The 453-nt window shown below is 40.8% G+C and carries 1 protein-coding gene; it reads right to left on the reverse strand.

The window, feature by feature from the left end:
• A partial coding sequence (locus CVN76_RS00620) for a phosphate acyltransferase (RefSeq protein ID WP_269799997.1) occupies positions 1-169 on the reverse strand: 169 nt, incomplete at its 3' end.
• Positions 170-453 lie beyond the last annotated feature (284 nt).

The raw sequence follows: 453 nt of genomic DNA on the forward strand, positions 1-453 counted from the left end.
CTTTATCGGAAATCAATTCGATATCCCCGATCAATACAGGTGTAACCAGTTTTGCTTTGGCAAGCCTGCCTGCGGCTCCCAAAATCCGTTCATCCGAACCTTCTGGAAAAACGATCTTTAAATTATGACCCATAACTTTTGATTCCAACATTTCAAATAAATTGCTCACTGGCGCTTCCTCCTTTTTATATACGTTTCCCCTGATTGTACTATGTTTAATCATTTAACCATTCTTTCCTACCCTGCCTTTTTTAGAATACTCCAGCGGCCCGGTAAATTCCAGCCACATCTCAGCACCGAAAACAGTGATGGCGTTTGCGGGTTGACCTAAATTTCCTTATACTGAAACTATGTTATATTAAAGCTATAATAAGACTTAGGAGTGATCGTAATGAGTGAAGCAGCACAAACACTGGACGGCTGGTATTGTTTACATGATTTCCGCCTGATCGA

It is taken from the genome of Bacillus sp. mrc49, assembly GCF_002803435.1.